The following is a 17,955-nucleotide window of genomic DNA, read 5'->3' on the forward strand; positions in this document are numbered from 1 at the left end:
AGTCATTAATACGCTGGAAAGTCTAGTTTTTATTAGATCTGCGTTGATTAACATGTAATTCATAATTTCTGGTATGACTTTCTTAATTTGAAACTCAGCATCGTTCATAATTTTTATAATCAAATAATAGTATATAAGCCGGATGTATAAGACAATATATTTGTTGGTGGGCTTAATCGTGTTGTTAGTTTCCTGTGTAAATGATGACGGAGTGCCTGAAAATCCTTTATTCGTCGATTTACCGAGTGATAGTACGGGGGTTTCCTTTTCGAATAGTATTTCAGCTGAACAGGAGTTTAATATTTTCAACTACAGAAATTTTTATAACGGGGGCGGTGTAGCCATTGGAGATATCAATAACGACGGTCTTGATGATATTTATTTGACTTCCAATCAGGGCCAAAATGTCCTGTACATCAATGAAGGGGATTTTAAATTTAAAGATATTACAGAATCAGCGGGTGTTGCTGGTAGTCGACCGTGGAGTACGGGAGTTACCATGGCTGATGTCAACGGTGATGGGCTGTTGGATATATATGTCTTAAATTCTGCAGATATTAAAGGTAATAACCGTAAAAATGAACTATTTATAAATCAAGGAGATCTTACCTTTGAAGAGGAGGCTGGGGAGTATAACCTCGATGACAACGGCTACTCTGTCCATGCAACTTTTTTTGACTATGACCAGGATGGAGATTTGGACTGTTACTTGGTGAACAATAGCTTTAAGGGCGCCGATGAAAATATGAAACGGCTGCTTAGGCTCGATCGGAATGGCATAAGCGAGAGTGGAGGAGATAAATTATTGCGAAATGATGATGGAGTATTTACCGATGTAAGCCAGCAGGCAGGTATTTACCAGGGAGAAATTGGTTTCGGATTGGGGGCTATTGTGGGCGATATCAACGGTGATCACCTCCCCGATATTTATGTCAGTAATGATTTTTGGGAACGAGACTATCTCTATATAAATCAGGGAAATGGAAAATTTTCAGAGGAGCTTGTTGACCGGACAAGCCATATATCTCAGTCAAGCATGGGAAGTGATATGGCTGATATCAATAATGATGGAAGCATGGATATCTTTACAACAGATATGCTGCCTACAGATCATTCGAGAATAAAAACGATGACCGTTTTTGATGACTATCATTTTGAAGACATGAATTATCATGGTAGTTATCACTACCAATATGTGCAGAATACCATGCAGCTTAATAATCGGAACGGGACATTCAGTGAAATCGGATTTTTGTCTGGAGTTGCGGCCACTGACTGGAGCTGGGGTGCCCTTATATTTGATTTTACCAACAATGGGTGGAACGATATTTTTGTAAGTAATGGGATCTACCGGGATGTAACTGATAAAGATTTCCGTAATTTTATTAGTGACAGGAGTAATATTGCGAGAATAGTGAAGGAAAAAGGAGAGTTTAATATTTTGGATTTTCTGAAGCGGATGCCTTCACAAAAAATTAAAAATGCAGCCTTCACTAATAACAAGAATAAAACTTTCACGAATAGGTCAGACTCTCTGGGTTTTTATGAACCTACATTTAGCAATGGGGCTGCCTATGGAGATTTGGATAATGACGGAGACTTGGATCTTGTAGTCAATAATATTGATGATGAAACATCAATATTTCGAAATAATACCGATAGATATCAAAATAATCACTTTTTGAAAGTAAAATTTGAAGGTGAAGGGCAAAATTCTTTTGGCATTGGGGCACATGTTAAACTCTATGCTGATGGCAATGAGCAAATTGCTGAAAATATGACTTCACGTAGTTTCCAGAGTTCGGTGCCTCCTGAGGTTTATTTCGGCCTGGGAGAAGCCAACCGAATAGATTCATTAAAAGTGATATGGCCCGATCATCAGATGCAAGTATTGAAAGATGTTAAGGTAAATCAGGAAATAACATTAAAACACTCATCATCAACCAAGGAATTTGTACCCGTAAACACAGAAGATAGCTCGCCATTAATTGAGGATATAACTGGAGAAATGATCTCTGGTAATATCACACATAAAGAAAATGATTATATCGACTTTAATCGCACTCCATTGCTCCCTCATATGCTTTCTACCCGGGCCCCTAAAATGGCTAGCGGAGATGTTAATGGGGATGGTCGGGAAGATCTATTTGTAACCGGGGGACTGAATGATCCGGGAAAGCTCTTTATTCAACAGAATAACGGTAGCTTTGAACCTCGGATTACTCCCGATCTGATTCAGGACAATATCTTTGAAGGTACCGCAGCCGATTTTTTTGATATAGATGGGGATGGAGATTTGGATTTGATGGTTGGCAATGGAGGAAATCAATACGAACAGGATTCAGCCCACAATGAGCTAAAGGTTTATGAAAATCAGGGCAAGGGCAATTTTATTAGGGCTTCCCACATGTTACCTGAAATACTTATTGATGCTTGCTGTGTCAAAGCCCATGATTTTGATGACAATGGAACCAAGGATGTTTTTATAGGGGGAAGGATCAACTCCCAAAGATATGGCGAAGATCCCCGGAGTTATTTGTTGGAAAATGATGGAAATGGGAATTGGACCGATATAACGCCGCCTGAATTAAAAAATCCGGGAATGGTGACCGATGCAATTTGGACCGACTATGACAGCGATGGAGATAAGGATCTGATCGTGGTTGGAGAATGGATGCCGGTTACTTTTTATAAGAATAACAATGGAACAGTTGAGTTTGATTATGCGCTTGATCAGAGCTCTGGTTGGTGGTCTGCTATAAAAGAAGTGGATTTAGGCAGAGATGGCCAGGTGGATTATGTATTAGGTAACTGGGGATTAAATTCAAAATTTAAAGCTTCCCCAAAACGCCCTCTCACCATGTTTGTTAATGACTTCAATGATGACGAGGAAACGGAGTTTCTAATTAATACCTATCAACCCGGTGATGATACTTCTTATCCTTTCCCAACTTATAATGATTTAATGAGTGAAATGCCGTTTTTACAAGAAAGAATTACCAGTCATCGACAGTATGCGGAGATGACCTATGAAGATATATTTACTAATGAAGAGCGTGAAGGCGCTTTGAAAAAAGAAGTTCAAACACTGGAGTCCGCAATATTGACCAAGCATGATGGAAAATATGAATTGCAAAGTTTGCCAATAGAGGCCCAGGTTTCACCAGTGTATGCAATAGTTGCTGAGGATTTTAATGACGACGGTTTGATTGATATCCTGCTTCTTGGAAACATGCATGGACTTAAACCGGAGGTTGGCCGATTGGCCGATAACTACGGGGTATTTTTAATGAATCAGGGAGACATGAACTTCAAATTTATTCCTTATGATCAGACGGATGTTTTTATAAAGGGTGAAGTCAGAGATGCTATTCGCGTAAATGTTGAGGGAGAAAACCATATTATCATTTCTAAGAATGATGATGACCTTATGATATTCAGGTAATGCTAATTGTGATGTATCGTTCTATGAAGATGGGTTCCTTTAATAAATTACTGTTTTGTTTTTGCTGGTTTCTGATATCAATGCTTATGATCTCCTGCTCTGGTGAAGAAACTTTGTTTCAACAGCTGGATCCAAGTGAGACAGGCATTACTTTTAGCAATCAGGTTACCGGAGACAAGGAGAGGAATATTATCAGTCACACGAATATTTATAATGGAGGTGGCGTAGCGATAGCAGATTTTAATAATAATGGGAAACTGGATATTTATTTTACTGGCAATGTCGTTGATAATGAGCTTTATCTGAACCAGGGAGATTTTAAGTTCAAAAATGTTACAGACCAAGCGGGAGTGGCCGGAAGTGAGCGATGGAGTTCAGGAGTTGCCGCCGTGGACATAAATAGTGATGGTCTTATGGATTTATATATGGGGGCTACTTCTTTTGAAGAACCTGAGCAGAGGTCCAACTTATTGTATGTTAATCAGGGAGTTAATAATGAGGATATTCCCATCTTTAAAGAGATGTCGAAGGAATATAATCTGGCAGATACTACACACACTACCATGCCTGCCTTTTTTGATTATGATAATGACGGTGACCTGGATCTGTTTTTGCTGGTTAATAAGTTTACCAGGCATAGTTCAATGGACCGCTACCATGAAAAAATGATTAAGGGAGAATCAATTACTACCGATCGACTATACCGTAACGAAGGATCGGACTCTCTCGGACATCCGTATTTTACGGATGTAAGTGATGAAGCGGGTATTTTAATTGAAGGATTTGGGTTAGGTGTAAACATAGCCGATTTAAATAAGGACGGCTGGAAAGATATCTACGTAGCAAATGACTTTATCGCTAACGAAGTGGTTTATATGAATAATGGGGATGGTACATTTACGGACAAAGCCGGAGAGCTTTTCAAACATACGGCATATGCCTCAATGGGAGTAGATATAGCTGATATTAACAATGATACCCATCCGGATGTACTGATGGTAGATATGCGTCCGGAAGATAATCTCCGGCAAAAGACTATGCTCCAGCCGAATAGTTATTCTGCTTATAGAAATAACGAGAAGTACAATTATGATTACCAATACGTGAGAAATCAGCTGCAATTGTATCGAGGTGATCATCCTGAGACGGATATACCCACATACAGTGATATAGGAATATTTGCTGGTATCTCGGAAACTGACTGGAGCTGGACTCCCTCGGTTACTGATTTTAACAACGATGGACTGCGCGATATCATTATCACGAACGGCTTTCCAAAGGATATCACTAATCACGACTTTGCAACATTTATAGAAAAAAATTATAACTATCTATCGATGGAAAAAATTCTGGAAAAAATCCCATCGGTAAAGCTAAGTAATTATGTATTTAAAAATAATGGAGATCTAACGTTCCAAAATGTAACTGAAGAGTGGGGAATGGATATTCCTTCCTTTTCTAATGGAGCAGCTTTTGCAGACTTGAATAATGACGGAGATCTGGACTATGTCGTTAATAATATCAATGATTCGGCTTTTGTCTTTCGTAATAGGCAAGCGGAGTTAAATCCTGATAGTAACAATTATTTGAGAGTCCGCTTTAATGGAGCGAATGAAAACAGGATGGGGTTAGGGGCCATACTTGAAATAAAGTATGGAGATGGAAAGAAACAATACCATGAGCATACTCCCTACCGCGGTTATTTGTCCAGTGTTGAGCCGATTGCACATTTTGGCCTGGGGAATGCTAATAGTGTTGGTGAGCTAATTATAACCTGGCCGAATGGATCGAAAGAAGTGATCCGAGATATTAAAGCCAACCAGGTGCTAACAGTGAATGCTGTAAATGCAGCAGAACAAGATACACTGATAGATGATCAACAAGAACAACAGAAGTCAGAACATTTAGTACAGGAGGTCACTGAAAAACTTGGAATCGATTACGTTCATCAGGAACACGATTTTAACGACTATGAGATACAGCCACTGCTGCCTCATAAATTGTCGCAGTACGGCCCAGGATTGGCCGTAGGCGATGTCAACGGAAATGGGCTGGATGACATATACATATCAGGAGCCAATGGTTATGAAGGAAGATTTTTGATTCAGCAAGAGGACGGGACCTTTAGTGAGGAAAATTTATTGGAAGGAGTCGATTCCGAAAACAGAGAAGAAGAACTGGGAGTACTGTTTTTTGATGCTGACAGGGATGGCGATGATGATCTGTATATAGCGAGCGGTGGGTACGAGTATGAATTCGCTGATGAAGCCTACCAGGACCGTCTATTTATCAACAAGGGCGGCAAATTTGAACTAGCTGAAGATGCCTTGCCAAACTATTTTCTGGCCAGCAGTTCAACAGTAAGGGCAGCTGATTTTGATAAAGATGGCGATCTGGATCTATTTGTGGGAGGACGGGTTCATCCACATGAATATCCCAAACCGGTGGACAGTTATTTGTTGGAAAATAGGACTGAAGAGGGAGAAGTACGATTTGAGATCGTCAATGATTCCAGGGCGCCCTCACTAACTGATTTAGGTATGATCTCAGATGCTCTTTGGACAGACTTTAACAACGACGGATGGCCTGATTTAATTTTAGCCGGGGAGTGGATGTCTCTTCGGTTTTTAGAAAATGATGAGGGTACTTTAGTCGATGTAACTCAGGAATCTGGCCTAGCTGAGTACAAGGGATGGTGGAATAGCCTGTGTGGCGGTGACTTTGATAACGATGGAGATACAGATTATGTGGCGGGGAACCTTGGGACAAATTCGTACTTCAGAGCTAGCGATGAATATCCGCTGCGTGTTTATGCAAATGATTTTGACAATAATGGCAAATACGACGCTATCCCTGCATTTTACGTCAAAAATAAGGAAGGCAAAAGAGTAGAAGCTCCATTCCATATCAAACAGGATGTGCGAAAACAGGTACCGCCGTTGAACGGAATGTTTAAATCATATAAAGAATTTGCATTGGCCAACATGGATGATATTCTCTCAAGATTTAATGCTACAGAAACATTGGTGAAAGAAGCGAACTATATGAAATCATCGTATATTGAAAATAAGGGCAGCGGTGAATTTGCTATTACCCCATTGCCTGATAAAGCACAATGGGCTCCAATATACGGATGTATGGCCGAAGACCTTGATAGTGATGGAAATACTGATTTAATGCTTGTCGGAAATGATTACGGTATGGAGGTCTCTTCCGGCCGGCATGATGCATTAAACGGATTGGTTTTAATGGGAAAAGGAAGCGGCAGCTTCATGGTTACTGAATTTGAAGAGAGCGGCTTCTTTGTGCCGGGGGATGCAAAAGCCTTGGTAAAATTGCGAAGTGCAAATAATTCATATTATATAGCGGCCAGCCAAAACAGAGGTCCCTTAAAGGTTTTCAACAATAAGCGAGCAAAAGAATATATACAGGCAAAGCCGCTGGATGCATCCGCAGTTATGAATTACCGGGATGGGAGTAGTAAAAAAGTAGAATTCTATTATGGCTCCTCCTTCCTTTCTTCCTCCGGACGTTTTATTCCGAAAAGTAAAGAAATACAATCCATAGAAATTACTGACTATGAGGGAGAATCGAGATCAGTCTCATTTGAATAAACAGATTACATCAAATTCAGATTCAGGACCATTAATCGTTGGTTAGAGTTGCAAAGTTTTCAAACCAATAACTTTTTATATTAAAAAAGCCAAGCCAGATTCCTTGATTCCTTTTGTTTATGATAGATCCCAGTAAAAGATATAGAAATGAATAAAACATATATCAGAGTACTGTTTACATTATTTATTTGTTTCATGTTGGGGTGTCAGAGTGATAATTCTTCCCCCGGGGCTACGGATATTAATATGCGGGAAGGAGAAAGACTGGCAAATCAATATTGTGGTAGTTGCCATGCGCCTGTAGCTCCCAGATATTTGGATAAAGAGACTTGGCAGGATAATATATTACCTGTAATGGCACCTAAATTAGGTATCAGGGTATATAGAAAAAAGCAATACTACCCGGATCCCAAAGGTTCGCAAGTTTCCATTGAAGAGTGGCAGAAAATTGTTAGATTCTTTGCACAAAATGCTCCCGATTCTCTTGAAATTCCTTCTAGCAATCACCAGGTAAAGAAGGATTCTTCTCTGTTTTCAATCCGTAAGCCTCACCAAGCCGATACCTCGAAAAATGTTGCTGCTAACACCTTGGTCGCTTTTCATCCTTCCAACCATACCATCTATACCAGTGATGGCACGCAGAAAAGGCTATTCCGGTGGAACCGTGATTTAGAGCCTTCTCCCATTGAAGAGTTAAAAATAGCAGGAGTCCACAGTTCATTTTTGAAAGACTCAACGGGACAGCAATACGGAATATTTACATCAATTGGGACATTGCCTCCTGTAGATATTGCAAACGGGAAGGTGTGGGAATTAAATATGGAAAATGATTCTATTAGAACTATTGCCGAAGGGCTTCCACGACCTGTACATTCTGTTAGTGGCGACTTTAATAATAATGGGCTCCAAGACTGGGTCGTCTGTGGTTTTGGTCATCAAAAAGGAGGACTATATCTGCTTGAACAGCAGGGTAATCGCCAATTTAAGAAAAAAATTATTCGTCCGGTCCCGGGAGCAGTTGATGCCGAAACCGGCGATTTTAACAGTGATGGTTGGCTCGATATTATGGTATTGTTCGCGCATGGAGATGAAGGTATCTGGTTGATGCTAAATGATAAAAAAGGCGGATTTAATCAAGATAATATTATTCGTTTACCGCCTGTTTACGGTTCAACCAGTTTCCAGCTGGAAGATTTTAATAGGGATGGGAATATTGATATCCTCTATACCTCAGGTGATAATGCAGATTATTCACAGATTTTAAAACCCTATCATGGCATCTATATTTTCATCAATCAGGGAGATTTTACCTTTGAGCAGGAATACTTTTATCAACTGAATGGTGCAACAGAGGCGGTTGCTAAAGATTTTGATGGCGATGGCGATTTAGATATTGTAGCCCATGCATTCTTCGCTGATCTTAAAAATGATCCCTCGGAATCTTTTGTCTATCTGGAACAAGATCAGCCCTTATCATTTACCCCTAAGACGCTTGATATTCACCATTTGGGTCGTTGGTTAACCATGGATGTAGGTGATTTTGAAGGAGATGGCGATTTGGATATCATATTGGGTAATCATTCCCGGCAGTTTATTGGTGAGGGGAATTTAAACCAAAACTGGAATACAAGCTTACCTTTTATACTGTTATTGAATAATACGCAATAAAGACCTCAACTGAGAGTAACTAGGTTTTAGATCGTTCTTACTATTTACTCTATTACTTACTTAGCTATTTTTTAAGGTATCCAATATCTGCTCAGCCTGCCACTGGTGGCGCCGCTGATGGGCGGCCGCTAACAGGTAATATTCTGAGGCACTTAGTTTTAAAAAGGACATGATAGGATGAGGGATCCACATTTCATTTAAATGAATGGCCTTATCTTTGGAATGTTTCAATTGATTGATGTATCGGTCCTGTAGTTCGATATATTTATTTAATAAATCCGCTTTAGTATACTCGGCCTGTATTATATCAGGCTGCATCGAGGAAATGGTACTAAGCTTGAGGGTATAGGGAGGCTCAAAGAAATCCGCCACTTTTTTCCATAGCCAACGTGGTGGGAAGGTTGGTGGAAGCTCACCAGCTTGTTGAGCTGTGGAAAGCTGCTCCGACAAATTATCCAGGTAAATATTTCCAAATTTAATGAGATGGTCGTAGCATTCGGCAACACACCATTGGTCTTGGTTGGGACGTCGTAAGAAGTATGTATTATCAATGGAATGAAGGAATTGATTCGCCTGTTCTTTAGATTCCTCAAACTGATGGATATACCAACTATAGCTATATTGCATGGTAAATTAAAAAAAGAGGGTTTGAGCTAATTTAGTAGCAAGTATCTTTTAATAAAATGTTGTGAAACTATTAAAGAATATACAAGAGCTTCTTCAAGTAACCTATAAGCGAGTATCAGAAATTAATATCGGCCTGTATGGCGCTGCTATTGCTTTTTACGCTATATTTTCTACGGTTCCGTTACTGATAATTATTATTTGGCTGGTCAGTATTTTTCTGGGCAGTGAACTGGGACAAGCGGAACTCATAAAATGGTTGAGTTCAATAGCAGGTCCTAATCTTACTGAACCCATACAGGGGATGATCCGGTCTTCAACAGAAAATATGACTGGATTCTGGTCTTCCGTGATTGCCAGTGTTGTACTTATATTTGGTGCCACAAAGCTGCTTTCACAGGTAAAGTATACGCTGAATAGAATATGGGGGATTGAAAATCCGAAAATTGGGGTAGTTAGATATTTTTTATGGGACCGTTTTAAAGGGTTGCTGTTTGTGGGCTCCCTCAGTTTATTATTTATCCTGGGATTAGCTTCTGAAAGCGTGCTGCATGTGATGGATCAAGTGTTGATGCCGCTCTTTGGTAGGGATGACTTGTTTTTAATCCAGCTGGGCAGCAGATTGACCAATATTGTGTTGGCTTTTACCTTTTTTACCGCGTTATTTAAATTTTTACCCGATATCGAAGCCCGCTTCAGGGATATTGCAGTGGGGGCGCTGGTGACTACAATTCTTGTTTTGGTCGGAAAGGCATTGGTTGATTGGTATCTGAGCGCTTCTGCTCTTCAGCCGGTATACAAAGCGGCCGGATCATTTGTGATTTATCTTATTTGGATATACTACAATGTTCAGGTCATGCTAATTGGTGCTATTTTTACACAAGTATTTACACAGCGTTTTGGGCGAAGGATCCGTCCGTATTGGAATGCATCCCTCAGAAGCGATTGGTATTCCGGAGATAAATACCATTAGCTTCAATTATTTTGTTGCATATTACAACTCCTCCTTCACCGTTATTATACGGTTATAAGACTGGTCAATTTGATCTTCGGATATTTCTCCCTCCTTTAGTAGTTCTTTAATAAGGCGGTTTGCTTTGGGAACGATCTCTGGGTCATATACGGAGTTATTAGCAAAAGAAAGAATATCGACCCCGGCATTGATTGCCTGCCGGATAGCCGTTTTAAGTCCGTATTCTTTGCGAATAGCTCCCATCATCAGATCATCAGAGATTACGACTCCGTCATAGCTAAGGCTGTCCCGAAGCATCCCGGTAATGACCGGTTTGGATAAAGTTGCCGGATAGGAGGAATCCCATCGGGCGTTGTAAATATGAGCAGTCATAATTAAATCGACCAAGCCTGAGTCAATGAGCTCCCGGTAAGGAATGAGTTCATTAGCTGACCAGGTATCCGTCACATCTACAACCCCAAGATGTGAGTCTTTTTCTGAGCTCCCGTGCCCGGGGAAGTGTTTTAAGGTAGTTAAGATATCATGTTCATGAAGGACCTTTATATAGGTTTTGGCATGATTTGTAACTTCCTGTGGATCTGAGGAAAAACTACGTTCAAGTCCACCAATAACCGGGTTATCCGGATTGGTATTGACGTCCACTACCGGTGCAAGATTGGTATTTATACCGAGGTCAGAAAGCATTTCCGCTGTTTGTCGGGCATAATAACGGGTACTGTCCAAATTATTTAGTTGACCCAGATACTGTGCGGATACAGAGGCCGGGAAACCGCGATTAGGTTTAAGTCTCGCTACTTTTCCTCCTTCCTGATCAATGGCTACGATCAAAGGAGTTTCGGAGAGCGATTGCAAGTCATTTATCAGGGTTTTTAACTGCTCTGGTGACTTGATATTTCTTTCCGCCTTGCCGAGGGGTACATCATAATCAAATAAAGTGACACCGCCCAGATGGTATTTGGTGATATCTCGTACGATATGATTGGTATCTGCAATAGTCATCCCCCGGAAACCAATGTTCAGCATTTCTCCAATTTTTTTATTGAGAGAGACATCTTCAGTATGTGATTCGTTGGTATCCTGCTGGCTGCACGCACTGCCAGCAAAGGTAAAAAGTAAGGCAAGTGAGAGTATTAGTGGTTTCATAAGTCTGCGATTCCTATTCGTTAGGCTTGGTAATGAGGCTGTCTAACACTTCTGGTAAATTAAAAGAGGGACGAATATCGTTATATCGTATAATAGTCCCTTCGGGATCAACCAAGATATAGAAGGGAATGCCTCCACCCCGGTACGATTTAAAAGTAGATTGCTGGAATCCATTTCCGCCGTAAAGTTGAGGCCAGGGATTGTCGAACTGCTGTATGGCCTGCCTCCAGCGCAGACTATCCTCTTCAATGGATATTGCTACAATCTCAAACTCATCGCGTGAATAGGTATTATATAGTTTTTTCATCGATGCAAATTCATCCAGGCATGGAATACACCAGCTAGCCCAAAAGTCCAGGAGTACATACTTCCCTCTGAAATCTTTCATTTCAACTATTTCTTCTTCACTATTTGGTAGAGTGAAGGGGATGGCTGGTTGTCCCGGGGAGACACGTTTTAGCTCCTCATAAAAGTTTTTAAGAAAGTCTGTGTATCTCGGATAGTCGGATGAATAATCCTCAATAAACCGTTCATAACTGGGAGTGGCGATCTCCAGGGGCATTTCACCTAATCTTTCTGCGACGAGGTGCATTCTGGCGTATGCTTTGGCCCGTCGATCTTCGACATGCTGTAAAACCGCAGTACGGGCGGAATCAAGAGTTTCATAACCCAGACGTTTGATATCATATTCCATAAGTGACTGCCCGTATTCTTCTTCGATGCTATCCGCTACGCCAAAGGTGTTTGCATAGGCATTGGTAAAGTCCCGGATGCCGGCCCGTTGGGCATGGAGAGTATTAAATTCAAAAAAATGAAGCTCTTTGGCTTCTTTTATTACAGCCTGACGTTCTTTGTCGGGTGCAAATTCGGGCTGTTCTCTTCGGTAACGAATATCTTCCAGCCGTTTTACAAGGTATTCGCCTACCGTGCGATAATACAGGGGGCGCAAGGGAGTATCCTTAAAGTAATTCTCTGCAAGTTTATAACGTTTTTGATATAGATTGGTGACTTGTGTTGATTCACCTTCTCGGAAGGCCGGGAGTTGTTTCTCTATTTGAGAGAGTATCTGCTGCTCTTCATTCCAATAGTCCGCATAAAGACTGTCCCAGGGTTCAGAATAGCCCTTCACTTCTACCGATTTAGGGAATTGATTGCGTTGGATTGTTAGATTAAGCGAATTACCAGGATCTACGAGTAGCGGGTAATGCTGATCGTCAATGAAAAGTCGCACGAGCTGGGTTGAATCCACGGGGAGATCAACCTGAAAATTTCCGTTATTATCAGGCTCAAAGGGATAAGTTATTTTATCTGCATATTTATAGTGTATAGGCTGCTTGCTGATATATATTTCTGCAGAGCCTACATAATCAATAACTCCTTCAATCGAAGTGATATTATTAGATTGCTTGCCGTTGCCGTTTTCAAAGTTGTTCTCACAACCGATGAGCAGTAACGTGCAAAGTCCAAGGAGTATTGTTATATGAACGTGAGCGTATATATACATTTTGGGGATAACCGTTTGTCAGAAAGTTTTAACTAGAGACAATAAGTCCTATAAGGAAGCAATAATCTATCATTAAAAAATGAGTAGAAAAAATTTGTAAGACAGATTGATTTGATTAATCTTATAACAAGAAAAGAGCATTATTCATTGAGATAGTTCTTGAGTGATCCTGTAGAGCATCAATAAAAGTTTTTCAAACTTTTTTGTAACAAATTGCTTGTTAAACACTCTTGTTAATTGAGGGGATGATCTAAATGTCTGATTAGGGGAAGTCCTCAAGGCAACAACTGGAATAAATAGCAATAATTGTTGTGAGTAAAGAGTGATGAAGACTCATATATATAATACCTTTTGATCTCACAATGTATTTTTCTGCATAAATTTTAAAAAGTGGAATTATGAATGAGCGTCTAAATAACGAAGAGCTAAAAGGAAAAATTGAACAATATCTGGATGGCCAACTTTCGCCTGGGGAAGTAGATGAACTTTGGGCAGAGCTTGTAGAGAAGGGGGAGTATCTGGATTATATGAAGAGTGTAGCTAATTTGAAGTCTGTAGTAGAAGACAAAAAAGAAGAGGAAGAGCAGGTACAGGAGACGAAGAAAAGCTATATTTACTATGCGGCGGCTGCAGTGATAGCATTGTTAATTGCCGTATTGGGCGTAATGAACTTATCTAATCAAGAATCTGTCGGATTGGTTAGCCCGATTCCGGATGTTGAACTTGAATATTATCGTTCTGCAGATGGCACTGTTACCGATCGCGATAGTGATAAGTTGATACGTGATGCCGTAGCTCTTGCAAATAGTGGTGAAATAGATAAAGCTATTTCTCTCTTAGAAGAAGAGATAGATAAGGTTGAAGAAACAGAACAGATAGCCCGCTTGAATATGACATTGGGATCTTTGTTCTATAACCAAGAGCAGTACGATAAGGCAATTGAACAGTACAGCTGGATTATAGAAAGGGCAGATAAAGAAAAATTGGGACTCTTACTGCTGGAAAAAGCACTGTGGTATCGAGGAAACGCTTATTTGCAGAAGGATCAAATTGCAGAAGCTAAAACTGATATTAGAAAAGCCTATGACTTGAACGGAGCGTATCGCCGCGTAACAGAACGCTATCTTAAAAGTTTGAATAACAACAATAATAATACTACTACTAGATAAGGATAGTGTATGTAGGATATATATAGTTAGTTACTACTATATAATAGAGTCTGGTACTACATCTACATTATATCAACTCAGTTAGTTAAATTTCTAATATTCCTATTTCATCTTATACAACTATACGGATACTGAGCCGTTAGAAGATTGAAATAGGACTCCCTTCTCTTTGAACAAAGTCAATATTATAATAATCAAAAAGTAGAGTAAGAAGATCCCAGCTATAGCCAGATTTGTTCTTCGGTTGGGATGTACAATAGGCTCGGTATCACCAATCAGCATATAAGGACCCCAGAGATGCGGACTTGCATTCTTTGTCTCCAGGAAGTATCGTTTGGTAGCTTGAAGGGCTTCAGATTTGGATTTCCCCTCATTAAGCTGATCATAGAAATGGATTGCAAAGTCTGAGGCGAGCATATCATTGACCGACCATATATTCAGTACGAGCGATTGTGCTCCGGCATATTGTAAGGCCCGGCTGAATCCCATGATTCCGGATCCCCGGATATAGGGTCCCGACCCCGACTTGCAGGAATTAAGCATGATCATTTCATTATTGAGATTTAACTCAAAGAGCTCATATGCAAATAGTTGATTACTAAATGCACTGTCTTTTTCTGTTGAGTTATTAGCCATGTAGATCGTTGAAAAAAGCGGATCTCTCTCAGAAACTTCACTGTGTGTGGCCAAGTGCAGAATTCGTCCATTTTGAGCAGATTGGGTAAAAGTTTCTTTTTGTGACGCATTATTGGTATAAGTTTTGAGATTGTTAAGGCGCGTCAACCGGTCCTTAATGGTATTCACTTCTGCTTCTGCAAAGGGAAGGGGAACCAGGTTTTTGCTTGGGAAGCCGTCAAAGTTTGATACCCCATAACCTATGTAATTCCACTCATTCGTTGAATCGGTATTATTGGTCTGTGCCTCCGTTTTAAAGTCGTTCAGAGAAGTCAGGTAGTGGATGTCAAAACGTTCTATAGCATACCGGCTTTCCCCGTAACTGAATTTATGAGCCGGCTTTTCTATAGGTAAGACATCTACCGGAAGCTGATAGAGGTAACTGTCCGGGATAATGGTAATTTCTTCAATGCGGCTGGGCAGCTCATCAATATTCAGCAGTTGAGAGACGGCGTACAGTGAGTCGAGATTCGTTGAGTTATTGGCCAGTTGCTCGACAGAACCCTCAAAGAGCTTACGTCTTTTTTCATCGAGCAGAATGACATCAACATTTACATCAGAACGGGTAATTTTGGCTATATAGTATTGGTCCTTCAGTTCGGTGATGTGTAGTACCAATTGATGAGCAGAAAGCTTACGCTGGACTTCAGGTATGGGTATCGGCTGTACATCAGATTGTGAAGAGATTTTCCGGTCAAACTTTCTTTTCTGGAGATTAAGCTCATTGATTTCCTGCTGAACCTGAAATTGCTCATCCTGGGGAAGGGTAAGTAATCTCTTGCGTTTGGCGTCCAGCTGGTTCGTAATATTTTTGTACTGAGTGAGTTCCGACTCACTCAGCAGGCTGGCCCGGATCAGTGGATTTTGATAAATGGACGCATCATTAATGGTTTTTAATCGGTCTAAAAGGTTGACGGCCTGGGCAGGCTGATCACTATCCCTATAAATAGACGCCGTTAGCTCAAAAGCATCAATATATTCATCGGCGACATGCCAAAACCCGGACTGAAGGTCCGTGCTGCTTTGAGCCCGTTCCACGACCTGCTCAATGGTAGGAGTTAAAATCGCCAGTGCTTCTTCAGGCTGACCTTTTTCGTGGAGCAGCTGCGCCCTGACGGTATTGGCTTTCACAAGCTGTTCAAAGTTAAGTTTGCTTAGGTCAAGCTGACTAAATTCTTTAACAAGAGTCTCTGCTTTTGATATTTGATGCTGTTTCAGATGAATCCTAGCTTTATTCACTATCGCATCGATATAGTTGGGGTTGTCTTCTTGTGGAGTTAGTTCGATAATCCGATCATATCTTATTAAGGCTTTTTCAAATTTTTGCTGTTTCTCAAATGTCTGCGATTCTTCATTGAGAAGGTAGATATAGTATCTGGAGTCATTTTGTGGATCTAAGGCTTGTTCAGCATTTAAAAAATATTCATGTGCTTTTTCAAAATTATTTTGGAATTCCCGGTAGAATGAACCTAAAAAGGTATAAATTTTCCCCAAGTCAGTAGGATTCCCCAGTTCTTTAGCTAGTTTTTCAGCCTGTTCAATGTAATTTAGAGCATTGGATAAATCATTAGTCTGTTTATAGTAAACAAAAAGATTGTTATAGATTTCCAGCTGGTGCGAATAGTTCCCTTGTTGTTGGGCTGTTTCCAGGGCTTGGAATTGAAGGTCTAGGTACCGATCATATTCTCCCAATTTATGATAGGTGATTCCCAGGTTGTTATAGAGCGAAGAGCGATTAATGGGAATATTATTGCTATTTGCCTCTTCCAATACCTGGGTATACACTTCTTTGGCTCGCTGTATTTTTCCAATACTATATAAATAGACCCCTTGCAAGGTTCTGACACTGAGTTCCGCCTTTTTGTCATTTGTATATTTGGTGAGGGGCAGGAGATAATTTCTTGTAATGGTTAAGTTGCGGTCAAAATATCCGGTCCTATACATGGCATAATCAAGGTACCGGTAAATTCTTAACTTAAGCGAAGAAGCGGGAAACCAATGATCATTTATTAACGTATTATAGAGTGGGGTAATTTGTGAATAGCGGTCCAACAGGTAGAGCGCCTGCATCAAAGTAAAGGCGGGTAGGTGAGGTCCTCTATGGTTGATTACAGATCGGTTATTCTGCCATTGGTAAGCTAGCTGTGTAATATAGCTCTCGGATAAATATTGGCGTCGATCTGGGTGGGTGAGCAGGAAAAAATGAGGCAGCCGAAAGGATTTTGTGGGGAGCATTTCATCTGTAATACGGTCATTGGCAATGATCGCATTACTCATATCCTGGTAATTGATATTGCTAAAACCTCCTGGAAAAGTATGGTTAGAAGTAAAATCCTCGTACAGCTGCCGCTTATTGGGGAGATCTTGAAGCAGGAGGGCGATCAGGAGATCGGCCGAACCCGTTTCAAACACCACTTTTTTCAGCTGCTTAGCAGTTGAATTCTCAATACTCTTAAAAAGAGACAGAGGGCCCTCGTTAAGTCCTTGTTCACGGACTTTCTGTTCGACAAAAGTTTTTACGTTTTTGTTATCGGAGGTTATGAGAGTAAGCGCCCACAGGTTTTCATCCGTATTTCGTCCTTCCTCAATTTCCTGTATATAATGCTCCGCCTGGGTAAAGGCCTGCCGTACATTTTCAGGATGATTTTCCGGGCCCTGTACAAGCTGAAGAATGCCAAGAAGTAGAAGGAGCCGCATTGCGATGATAAGTATGAGTTAATGAGGGCTTGTTAACTAAAGATATAAAGAAATATCCCAAACTTATCGAAACATAAATTTATTTTAATGTGACGGCCCTTCTACCTTCCGGCATTTAGAATGATTCATAATAATGAACTGGTTTGCCCAAACACTGCATTGAGACCTGAAAGAAAATATTTGAACTGATGATTGGTCAAGCATTACAGAAGAAATTCCAAAAATTTTATTCTGGCTTGTCAACAATAGGGCTCATTTCAGCATCTGTACCAAAACCGGGGTTGTCAGGCTGGTCGGGCGTTACTTGCTCCGTTGCAGGCTGTTCGGGCTGCTGAGAAAGTCCGGGATCAGTAACAGAAGAAGCACAACCGGCGAATAAAGCTACGATGAAAGTGAGAGCGACGAATTTTTTAATGAGAGATTTCATAATTTATCTTTTTTTT

Annotated in this window: 10 protein-coding genes; 5 read left to right on the top strand and 5 right to left on the bottom strand. The window is 40.5% G+C overall.

Annotated elements, in window-relative coordinates; all coding sequences use genetic code 11:
• Positions 1-142: 142 nt before the first annotated feature.
• The 3 genes from ABEB05_RS10100 (at position 143) to ABEB05_RS10110 (ending at position 8,727) form a co-directional block, all read left to right on the top strand.
• A complete protein-coding gene (locus ABEB05_RS10100) occupies positions 143-3,445 on the top strand; it encodes a VCBS repeat-containing protein (RefSeq protein WP_265789794.1) in 3,303 nt (1,100 codons plus the stop codon).
• An 86-nt stretch (positions 3,446-3,531) separates the two neighbouring features.
• Positions 3,532-7,059, top strand: coding sequence for a VCBS repeat-containing protein (locus tag ABEB05_RS10105; protein WP_265789795.1), 3,528 nt, complete (start codon positions 3,532-3,534; stop codon positions 7,057-7,059).
• A 147-nt stretch (positions 7,060-7,206) separates the two neighbouring features.
• Positions 7,207-8,727, top strand: coding sequence for an FG-GAP-like repeat-containing protein (locus tag ABEB05_RS10110; RefSeq protein WP_265789796.1), 1,521 nt, complete (start codon positions 7,207-7,209; stop codon positions 8,725-8,727).
• A gap of 60 nt (positions 8,728-8,787) precedes the next feature.
• On the opposite strand, the gene ABEB05_RS10115 is transcribed toward ABEB05_RS10110, so the two are convergent.
• Positions 8,788-9,354, bottom strand: a complete 567-nt coding sequence (locus tag ABEB05_RS10115; RefSeq protein ID WP_265789797.1) for a DinB family protein — start codon at positions 9,352-9,354, stop codon at positions 8,788-8,790.
• A gap of 61 nt (positions 9,355-9,415) precedes the next feature.
• Between ABEB05_RS10115 and ABEB05_RS10120 the strand changes: the two genes are divergently transcribed.
• Positions 9,416-10,324 (top strand): YihY/virulence factor BrkB family protein, encoded by a 909-nt coding sequence (locus ABEB05_RS10120; RefSeq protein WP_265789799.1) that lies wholly within the window; start codon positions 9,416-9,418, stop codon positions 10,322-10,324.
• Positions 10,325-10,345: 21 nt separating this feature from the next.
• On the opposite strand, the gene ABEB05_RS10125 is transcribed toward ABEB05_RS10120, so the two are convergent.
• Together ABEB05_RS10125 and ABEB05_RS10130 are read right to left on the bottom strand one after the other, a co-directional pair.
• The gene (locus tag ABEB05_RS10125; protein ID WP_265789800.1) at positions 10,346-11,467 is read right to left on the bottom strand and encodes a glycoside hydrolase family 3 protein; all 1,122 of its coding nucleotides are present in this window, start codon (positions 11,465-11,467) and stop codon (positions 10,346-10,348) included.
• 13 nt (positions 11,468-11,480) lie between these two features.
• On the bottom strand, positions 11,481-12,971 hold the full coding sequence (locus ABEB05_RS10130) for a TlpA family protein disulfide reductase (RefSeq protein WP_265789801.1): 1,491 nt from the start codon (positions 12,969-12,971) through the stop codon (positions 11,481-11,483).
• Between the two features lie 398 nt (positions 12,972-13,369).
• Between ABEB05_RS10130 and ABEB05_RS10135 the strand changes: the two genes are divergently transcribed.
• Complete coding sequence (locus ABEB05_RS10135; protein WP_265789802.1) at positions 13,370-14,140, top strand: tetratricopeptide repeat protein; 771 nt, start codon at positions 13,370-13,372, stop codon at positions 14,138-14,140.
• Between the two features lie 120 nt (positions 14,141-14,260).
• Here ABEB05_RS10135 and ABEB05_RS10140 read toward each other — a convergent pair whose 3' ends face one another.
• Positions 14,261-17,512, bottom strand: coding sequence for a CHAT domain-containing protein (locus ABEB05_RS10140; RefSeq protein ID WP_265789803.1), 3,252 nt, complete (start codon positions 17,510-17,512; stop codon positions 14,261-14,263).
• Between the two features lie 226 nt (positions 17,513-17,738).
• Positions 17,739-17,939, bottom strand: a complete 201-nt coding sequence (locus ABEB05_RS10145; RefSeq protein WP_265789804.1) for a hypothetical protein — start codon at positions 17,937-17,939, stop codon at positions 17,739-17,741.
• Positions 17,940-17,955 lie beyond the last annotated feature (16 nt).

The sequence above is a fragment of the Fodinibius salicampi genome, from assembly GCF_039545095.1.
Lineage (GTDB): Bacteria > Bacteroidota > Rhodothermia > Balneolales > Balneolaceae > Fodinibius > Fodinibius salicampi.